This window comes from Pseudoalteromonas porphyrae, assembly GCF_001298125.1.
Classification (GTDB): Bacteria; Pseudomonadota; Gammaproteobacteria; order Enterobacterales; family Alteromonadaceae; genus Pseudoalteromonas; species Pseudoalteromonas neustonica.
On the sequence record NZ_LHPH01000077.1, the window covers coordinates 1 to 689 of the forward strand.

Here is a 689-nt window from a genome sequence, read left to right on the forward strand (position 1 = left end):
CCAGAAGTAGATAGTCTAACCCTCGGGAGGACGTTTACCACGGAGTGATTCATGACTGGGGTGAAGTCGTAACAAGGTAGCCCTAGGGGAACCTGGGGCTGGATCACCTCCTTATACGATTTAGAACTTATTTGTTCGTAGTGTCCACACAGATGATTGTTAGTTAGTTTTGCCCAGTGGGTTTAACTAATTAATATGCTCTTTAAAAATTTGGAAAAGCTGATAATAAAATTCGTATGAATAACATTTGTTATTTGTACAGAGTTTTCAAAAGTAAAAAAGAATGATAGCAGTATCATTCAGTGCCATTTAATTGTTTCTTTGAAATGATTAATTGGTATCTACTTTAGTATTCAATATTAACTTCTGGCGAAGTTAAACTGTCACAAAACAGTATGTTTATATTTCGATATAAACTTGCGATGTGGATTTGATGCTTAGGCAACGCCGCTGATATTTTTGTCGCTGGGCGCATAACGTGTTATGTAACCAAGCAAAAATTGATAGCAAGGCAGCATAAGTAACAAAGACCAAGCAAGACCCGTTTGGGTTGTATGGTTAAGTGACTAAGCGTACACGGTGGATGCCTTGGCAGTTGGAGGCGATGAAGGACGTATTAACTTGCGATAAGCCTAGTCAAGCTAGTAAAAAGCACTTGAGACTAGGATTTCCGAATGGGGAAACCCACC

2 rRNA genes are annotated in these 689 nt (G+C 39.2%); both read left to right on the forward strand.

The features are described from left to right. A 16S ribosomal RNA gene (locus ADS77_RS21230) occupies positions 1-114 on the forward strand; the annotation flags it as partial. Between the two features lie 442 nt (positions 115-556). Beyond that, positions 557-689: ribosomal RNA gene (locus ADS77_RS21235) — 23S ribosomal RNA — on the forward strand; the annotation flags it as partial.